The sequence below is a fragment of the Photorhabdus heterorhabditis genome, from assembly GCF_001280945.1.
In the GTDB taxonomy this organism is placed as follows: Bacteria; Pseudomonadota; Gammaproteobacteria; order Enterobacterales; family Enterobacteriaceae; genus Photorhabdus; species Photorhabdus heterorhabditis.
In genome coordinates this window covers 1-7,889 of the sequence record NZ_LJCS01000104.1, presented here as the reverse complement: position 1 = coordinate 7,889, position 7,889 = coordinate 1, and the positions used below count along the sequence as shown (strand labels likewise).

Sequence of the window (7,889 nt, the reverse complement as noted above, 5' to 3'; positions counted from 1 at the left end):
CTTGCATGCTTCATCTACTTTGGCTTGAGCAAAAAAATTTCACTAAGAAGTGTAAAATCTCCATTGCTCTTTTTTGATTTTTGTTTTTTTAATAAAAACAAACTTGCTAATTTTCCCATGATAATATTATTTGTTATTTATATGTCTGGAATTTGGTTTGAATTTATTAAAAATGGAAATAAGTCTTCAAAATACATTATTATGGTTATCTAGGTTATTTTATATTGTTTGGCTTTATTTTTTTCTACGTAATTGTTGTAATCGAGAATAACTCTTTGGCGAATTTACTGGCGGCAGCAGAAGCGAATAAGAGCGAATAAGCAAGGCATAGTTGAGAAATTAACAGGAAAAGCAAACCGAAATCCAGAAAGTCTGTAGTGGTAATACGCCACTCTCTTGCCAGACTATGGTTGCCGCAGAAGGGAGTATTTTGGCCTTGCCATTGTTATCGGGAAGCGCTGTAACAACGGGGCTGATTGGTGTTGGAGGAGCTAAGCACTTTAAAAGCGCGGGTTCTCTGGCTCAAAAAATGACTCAATCGGGGCAACATTGGGGAGAAATAAACGAAATACTTTAAAGGACCGCTTAAATCGATACTTCGGTGTTCCAACCAGATGATATTTGAAACGCCAAAATATATGTGATGACTGCTATATATACCCAGGCTTACCTAAGTAAGGGGATATCTTACCCGCAATATATCGCCTAAGATGAAAGATGCTTGCATTATTTTCTAGGGGTGATAGTTAAGACTTTTTTCACTGAACATCCCAAGATACAGGTCGGTTCGCTTTTTTTATAGCAACCAGCCATTTTTCATAGCAGGATAATTTGAAGGAGAATTATCAATGTCAGATTCATTAAATGTATCTATTGTTCGTCGTTTTTACGAGTCTATGGGTGATATCAATATTATTCGCCCGTTGATGGGAGATGACATTATTTGGGATATTACCGAAGGCGCTCTACATGGTGGGTTTTATGAAGGGATTGATGACGTATTAAATAATTTTTTTGTGCCATTTTTTAATGACTTTGAGGAATTTGTTGTAGAAAGTTCTGAATTTTTCGAGTCAGGTGATCATGTGATTGTTTTAGGTAATTATTTAGGGAAAGTAAAGAATGGAAAACGATTTATTTCTCGTTTCGTTCATATATGGACAGTGCAGGGCGAACAGCTAGTAAAATTACAGCAGACCTCCGATACGCTTCAGATTGATCGTGCTAATTCAGTTTAAAAAAAGGGGGTCAATGTAACGAAGTCTTAATGGGATAAAGGTCACGCTTGTATAGAAGTATGTATTTATACCCTTCATCTTTCAAGCTGCTGCTTTGTTGGCTGCGTTCACTTGCCGCCGCACTGCAACTTGAAATCTATTGGGTATAGATGGTCTTGTATGTGACGGCAGAGCTGAAGGAGTGAGGGTGTTAATTGAACAGATTGACATTCTGAATTTCACTACTTATTATGTGACAAAATTAGTTACATATTATGTAATCTTTTTTCCAGTTTTCTGCCGTTTTTCAATCACATCCTTAGGTATATAGGATACTCCGGTGCCAACATCTACCCGTTTTGCTGTAGCTATTCATATTCTCACTGATATTGCGCTTTATCATGGACAAGCCGTACGTTCTGAAGATATCGCAAGAAGTGTGAATACCAACCCGACCGTGGTCCGGCGGCTTTTAGGGATTCTGGCAGATGCGGGACTTACCTATTCGCAAATGGGTCAAGGTGGGGGAGCGTTACTGGCCCGGCCTTCGGAGCAAATTTCATTACTAGATATTTATCGCGCAGTTGAAGACCCTCTGTATTTCACGTTGCATCGTTCCAAACCTAATCCTAAATGTTATATTGGACACAATATTACCCCGGTGTTGGAAAATGAGTTTTCGCGTATTACTTGTGCGCTAGAAACAGCTCTTGCTGAAACGACAATCGCTGATATGGCAAATAGAGTTGAAGATTGCGCAGGTTTTCCTTTTAAGCCACCAGATTTAAGCAGCAGGCTAAATAATTAGCGCTTTTATACCCAATAGATTTCAAGATGGATCGCGGCGGCAAGTGAACGCAGCCAACAAAGAGGCAACTTGAAAGATAACAGGTATATAAGCTTTCATTAAAATTTGTGCTACTACTTGGGTTGACGTTTTCATCTCTGCTAAGTGCTTTGTCTGGGCTCAAACTTATACGAAAATAGATGATGTTGATTATTTTGACATTCTGGCTCATCTGCATTTTGTTTATTGAGCAACCTTACCAGTAGTTTTCCTGTGTCTTTTCCTATTTTGGGGTAATCAATGCGGATGGATGTCAGTGTTGGTTGTGTGTGATCACAATTATCTGAGCCTTCCAAACAAGCGACAGCCAGATCTGCTGGTATTTTTAGTAGACGACGTTGGCATTCAAACATCACTCCTAAGGCAATCACTTCATGGCTGCAAACAACACCTTCCAGTTCAGGTTGCCGTAATAACATCTCAGTAATTGCCTGGCGACCAAATTGCATACTGGCAGCATCGGGGGTAGTGATATTTTGGTCTGCATTCTGATAGTGATGTAGCATTGCTTTGTTCCAGCCATTAATTTGCTGATTTAGTAAACGGTTATCCATTTGTGCACCAATATAGCCAATATGTTTCCGACCTTTGTTAAGCATATACTCAGTCAGAGTATAGGCAGCTTCGGAAAAATCTGTTTCTATATTGATAGTCGTCTGTTGTTGATGAGATCCCGCAACATTGATAATCGGGATATTGATATGAGAAATGTTGTTGTAGGCTTTATCTGTCAATTGAGAGCCGAAGATAATCAGCGCTGCCGCGTTACTTTGCAGCAATGTCATGATAATTTCGGCTTCTTTATTACGGTTATATTCATGACATCCAAGTAAAACTTGGAAAGAATGTTTATTCAGCACCTGTTGTAATGACTGTATAAATGTGGCGCAGGCTTTATCTGTCAATGATGGAACAAGAACCGCGATAATATTGCTTTGGCCGGAGGCGAGTACTCCAGCGGCACCATTTGGGATATATCCTAATTCCTGTATGGCTTGTTCAATTTTTTCCCGTAATTTATCCGATACCATTTCTGGCGTTCTCAATGTGCGTGAAACCGTCATTGAACCGACACCGGCATACTTAGCAACATCTTGTAGTGTTACTCGCCCTGTATTACGGCGTTTTCGTGTCTTTCCCATCAATATTTTTCTATTTTTTTAATTAACGGCTATGAATTTGACGATGGGATTCTACCTTATCTCAAGTAAGTCGTGGGGGAAAAAAACATGATGGGCGTTGCCATTCTGGTAAATCATTCAGATAACAAATGATAGCGCTATCACAATAATGACTTATGAGGGTAGATAGCGCTACCATTTGTGACTAATATCACCAGAAAGCGAATTTGAAGTCAGGTTTAGCAGAATAAGGGTGAAATATATTCATATTGTGAATGATATGGCTTGAGATGCCAGAGACGGACTTAGGGTGTTTTAACGATTTGCTTCATTTCCTGACAAGGCTGAACATCATTAAACAGAATAAAGTTTCGACCAGGAGAAAGCTGATGCTAAAAACTTTACTCACCAAAGATGTGATCCAATTGATCCCGAATATTAAAGATTGGCGGGAAGCTATCGCGGTTGCTTGCCAACCGTTGGTGGAAAATAGTGCAATTTCTCCCCGTTATATTGATGCTATTTATCGCTCTCATGAAGAAATTGGGCCTTATTACGTTGTAGGGCCGGGAATTGCTATGCCACATGCCAGACCTGAAGAGGGGGTGAACAGATTATCGTTAGCATTAACCGTTGTCAGTCAGGGCGTTGAATTCGGTTCTGAAGGAAATGATCCAGTTAAATTACTGATCGTGCTGGCAGCGATCGACAATGCCAGCCATATCGAAGTGATCTCTCAGCTTGCTGCGCTTTTTGATAATCAACAAGATACAAAATTATTAATGGGAGCCAAGAGTAAAGAAGAGATTATATCTGTTATCGACAGATATTAAGTCGTTATTTTTTGCTATGGGAAAACAGTATGAAAATCACAGTCGTTTGCGGAAATGGATTAGGTACCAGCTTGATGATGGAAATGAGCATCAAAAATATTCTGAAAGATATAGGAATAGATGCCAGTGTTGATCACGTTGATCTGGGGTCAGCAAAAGCAACTCAAAGCGATATTTTTGTTGGTACGAAAGATATTGCAGAACAATTAGTTGCTCAGGCAGTCAATGGCAAAATTGTTGCACTGGACAATATGGTGGATAAAACCGCAATGAAACAACGCCTGTCCGTGGCATTAACTGAGCTTGGTGCATTGTAACCGGAGGTAGCTATGGAATTCTTCCACTTTCTGATGAGTGATGTGTTGTCAGAACCTGCGGTTTTGGTGGGATTTATCGCACTTGTTGGGCTGATCGTACAAAAAAAGCCAGTGACCGAATGTATCAAAGGCACCATAAAAACCATAATGGGTTTTGTGATCTTGGGGGCGGGCGCTGGGTTAGTCGTTTCTTCACTGGGGGATTTTGCTGCAATTTTCCAACATGCCTTTGGTATTCAGGGGGTAGTACCAAATAACGAAGCGATTGTTTCCATTGCACAGAAAAGTTTTGGTAAAGAAATGGCAATGATTATGTTCTTTGCCATGGTGATTAATATCCTGATTGCCCGTTTTACACCTTGGAAATTCATCTTTCTGACAGGGCATCACACCTTGTTTATGTCCATGATGGTGGCAGTGATTCTGGCAACTGCCGGGATCAACGGAACTAAGCTAGTGGTTATCGGTTCTGTGGTTGTTGGTGTTGCTATGGTTTTCTTCCCGGCGATTGCTCATCCGTATATGAAGAAAGTGACAGGTTCTGATGAAGTTGCCATTGGGCATTTTTCTACACTTTCCTATGTTCTGTCTGGTTTTATTGGCAGTAAACTGGGCAATAAAGAACATTCAACGGAGGAGATGAATGTACCGAAAAGTTTACTGTTTTTGCGTGATACGCCGGTTGCTATTTCTTTCACGATGGCGATTATTTTTATTGTTACTTGTTTGTTTGCAGGTGGTGATTTTGTAAGAGAAGTCAGTGGTGGTAAAAATGGATTTATGTTTTCGTTAATGCAATCTATTACCTTTGCGGCCGGTGTATATATCATTTTACAAGGAGTGAGAATGATAATTGCAGAAATTGTTCCTGCATTTAAAGGAATTTCCGACAAGTTGGTTCCGAATGCTAAACCTGCATTGGATTGTCCGGTTGTATTCCCTTACGCGCCTAATGCGGTACTGGTAGGTTTTCTGAGCAGTTTTATTGCGGGTGTTATTGGTATGTTTGTACTGTATGCATTGAGCATGACAGTAGTTATTCCGGGGGTGGTGCCACACTTTTTTGTCGGTGCTGCGGCTGGGGTTTTCGGCAATGCAACAGGTGGCCGCAGAGGCGCTATTCTCGGTGCCTTTATTCAGGGCTGGTTGATCACTTTCCTGCCCGTATTCTTATTGCCTGTCTTGGGGAATATCGGTATTGCCAACACGACATTTAGTGATGCTGATTTTGGTGCATTAGGCATTCTGTTGGGAGTGATTGTTCGTTGATTTGGGGATTGCTGGAATTTCGGGATTGAAACAGGGTTATATACCCTTCATCTTTCAAGCTGCTGCTTTGTTGGCTGCGTTCACTTACCCCAGTCACATCGTTATCTATGCTCCCGGGGATGCGTTCACTTGCCGCCGCGCTGCAATCTGAAATCTATTGGGTATAGTTCCCTGTCTCGATCTCTTTTGCCAATATGTTGATGTAAGTTATTTGACCATAAATTTTAGTTAGTATTCACTCTAGTTGTATAGTTTCTGAATTTTCTGAAAGTTTTTAATATAAATAAGGAAAAAATATTCAAAAAAATGATAATTTAATCACGTCTTAAGTCCTTTATTTTAATTTATCAAGTTGTTGCCCATATATCAGACTAAGAGAAAACTCAGATTAGTTAAACAGAATAGAGAGAATATGTAATAATAAAATCGATTATTTATAGCAAAATATGGCCTCTAGATTTAAAGTATTTAGGTGGAATGTAGAGATCATAATTATTCTCTTTGCAAAATATTCTTAATTCAATAGCTGAGTTAACTGATAGTTTCTCATAGATACTTTCGAAATATTTTTCTACGGTACGATATGAAATCTTCATTTCTCTGGCGATATATCTATTGTTGACGCCACGGCAGAATAAAAAGAGGACTGTCCATTCTTTCTCTTTCAATATATTGTTAGGTGGCTGAAATCTAATCGATATAGGAATGTCATTCTCTATATAATGAGATACGGTGAAATTATGCACTTCTCTAGCATGAGAAATGATACCAACACATTGCTTATTTTCATCCATTAATGGGTATTTGTTACAAAAATAGGATGTAGATTGTTCGTTTTTGCTATGAGGATGAGTGTTAAGAGATGATATTCGTTGCATAGATTGTAAGACCTTACGATCATGTTCCTCAAAAAGGTGAGCAAATTGATTAAGTGGTATAGGTAATTCTTCATCAGTATATCCGACAACATTAAAGTTTTCAGGTAACTTATTGGCTTTAATAAATGCTGTATTTGCATAAATAAAACGGAATTCCTTATCTTTCACAAACCATGGTTCTAAGCTTTTATCCCACATATTAGTTAATTGAGGAGTAATAAAAGGGACTTTTTTACATCCTGATTGACTCATATTTGACCTTTATAACATTATTACCTTATAAAAAATTTGAATAAACAAATAAACGACATTTATAAGTAAGACAATAAAAACCTTTTTGGTGCATAGAGATTAAAACTATTTATTTGGCAGTATTCCTCCAGTTGTAAATCAGAATTTACATCTAGTTTATTATAAATTTTTTTCATATCCTTCCCTATGGTTTTGTAAGGGATATTAAGTAATTGACTGATTTGTTTTTTGCTATATTTCTGTAAAAAAAGGAAAACGATTTCCCATTCTTGTTGAGTAAGAAGCTCAGTTGGTGATTGAAATATAATGGAAGCAGGTAGTTTATTGTGAAATAGGCGAGTTAGTGAGTTATTTTGAGCTTTCCAGGCATGGAAAAGGATGCCGATGCATTCACCATTATCATTATATAGCGGAAGTTTCTCTTGGAAATAAGATGATAAAATTCTATCTTGTCCAAATACATGTGTTTCTAATGATAAAATACTTTCTTCATTTTCCATCACCCTCAAATCATGTTTAATAAAATCTTCCGAGAATTCATTGCCTTGCCACGGAATGTCACTATCATATTTACCTTGATAATCATAATTAGAACTTATATTTTGAAGTTTAGTCAATGCATCATTGCCATAAAAAAAACAGGAAGATTTATCTTTTATCCCCCATGGTTCGTTGCTAGTTTCCAAGGTGTTTATTATTTGAGATGAAATAATGAAATTTTTTCTGGTCATATTTTTTATATAATATTTTGATTTAAGAAAACATTATGATTTTTGGTTGCAAAAATATCTCTGGTGTGTAGAGATTAACTTCAGTAAGAAACAGAAAATTTCTGAGCTTTGTACATCTGTAAAGTGGTACCGATACAACGATCATGGTTATTGCAAAGTGAATATTCATAATGGGTACAAGTTTGCTTGGTTTTATTTTTTTCAAACGAGTAGGTATTTAATGAAGTCACTCTTGGAATAGTTTGGATAACTTTTTGACTCTGGCGGTAGTATTCCTCTTCATATTTTGCAATATGCGAGGTCAATTCACCCATTGAAAACCCTGTTATATTGGGACCTTTAAGTAAATCGAGCTTTTGGTGAAAGGTAGGATTGTCATATATAAATTCTGACTGATAACCCTTGGTTTCACAAGGATTATGAC

Annotated in this window: 10 protein-coding genes and 1 pseudogene; 7 read left to right on the top strand and 4 right to left on the bottom strand. The window is 37.9% G+C overall.

Annotated elements, in window-relative coordinates:
• The 4 genes from AM629_RS24810 to AM629_RS20085 all read left to right on the top strand — a co-directional run.
• Positions 1 to 213 (top strand): hypothetical protein (locus AM629_RS24810; protein WP_235525556.1); only part of this gene is annotated, 213 nt, incomplete at its 5' end.
• Between the two features lie 223 nt (positions 214 to 436).
• Positions 437 to 577, top strand: coding sequence for a hypothetical protein (locus AM629_RS24805; protein WP_235525555.1), 141 nt, complete (start codon positions 437 to 439; stop codon positions 575 to 577).
• A 271-nt stretch (positions 578 to 848) separates the two neighbouring features.
• Positions 849 to 1,238 carry a nuclear transport factor 2 family protein gene (locus AM629_RS20090; protein WP_054481459.1) on the top strand — a complete coding sequence of 130 codons (390 nt, stop codon included), beginning with the start codon at positions 849 to 851 and terminating at the stop codon, positions 1,236 to 1,238.
• Between the two features lie 319 nt (positions 1,239 to 1,557).
• On the top strand, positions 1,558 to 2,025 hold the full coding sequence (locus tag AM629_RS20085; protein ID WP_054481457.1) for an Rrf2 family transcriptional regulator: 468 nt from the start codon (positions 1,558 to 1,560) through the stop codon (positions 2,023 to 2,025).
• A gap of 140 nt (positions 2,026 to 2,165) precedes the next feature.
• Here the strand turns inward: AM629_RS20085 and AM629_RS20080 are convergent, their stop codons facing one another.
• Entirely contained in the window at positions 2,166 to 3,206 is a 1,041-nt protein-coding gene (locus AM629_RS20080) for a LacI family DNA-binding transcriptional regulator (protein WP_054481455.1), read from the bottom strand.
• Between the two features lie 368 nt (positions 3,207 to 3,574).
• Between AM629_RS20080 and AM629_RS20075 the strand changes: the two genes are divergently transcribed.
• From AM629_RS20075 to AM629_RS20065, 3 genes are read left to right on the top strand one after another with little or no spacing between them, the layout of a single operon-like run.
• A complete protein-coding gene (locus AM629_RS20075; RefSeq protein ID WP_054481453.1) occupies positions 3,575 to 4,018 on the top strand; it encodes a PTS sugar transporter subunit IIA in 444 nt (147 codons plus the stop codon).
• Positions 4,019 to 4,047: 29 nt separating this feature from the next.
• On the top strand, positions 4,048 to 4,335 hold the full coding sequence (locus AM629_RS20070) for a PTS sugar transporter subunit IIB (protein ID WP_054481451.1): 288 nt from the start codon (positions 4,048 to 4,050) through the stop codon (positions 4,333 to 4,335).
• Between the two features lie 12 nt (positions 4,336 to 4,347).
• Positions 4,348 to 5,604, top strand: a complete 1,257-nt coding sequence (locus AM629_RS20065) for a PTS ascorbate transporter subunit IIC (protein WP_054481449.1) — start codon at positions 4,348 to 4,350, stop codon at positions 5,602 to 5,604.
• A gap of 434 nt (positions 5,605 to 6,038) precedes the next feature.
• Here AM629_RS20065 and AM629_RS20060 read toward each other — a convergent pair whose 3' ends face one another.
• The 3 genes and pseudogenes from AM629_RS20060 to AM629_RS20050 all read right to left on the bottom strand — a co-directional run.
• The gene (locus AM629_RS20060; protein ID WP_054481447.1) at positions 6,039 to 6,734 is read right to left on the bottom strand and encodes a helix-turn-helix transcriptional regulator; all 696 of its coding nucleotides are present in this window, start codon (positions 6,732 to 6,734) and stop codon (positions 6,039 to 6,041) included.
• 59 nt (positions 6,735 to 6,793) lie between these two features.
• Positions 6,794 to 7,465 (bottom strand): helix-turn-helix transcriptional regulator, encoded by a 672-nt coding sequence (locus AM629_RS20055; protein ID WP_054481445.1) that lies wholly within the window; start codon positions 7,463 to 7,465, stop codon positions 6,794 to 6,796.
• Between the two features lie 80 nt (positions 7,466 to 7,545).
• Positions 7,546 to 7,889, bottom strand: a pseudogene (locus tag AM629_RS20050) (PAS domain-containing protein); the annotation flags it as partial.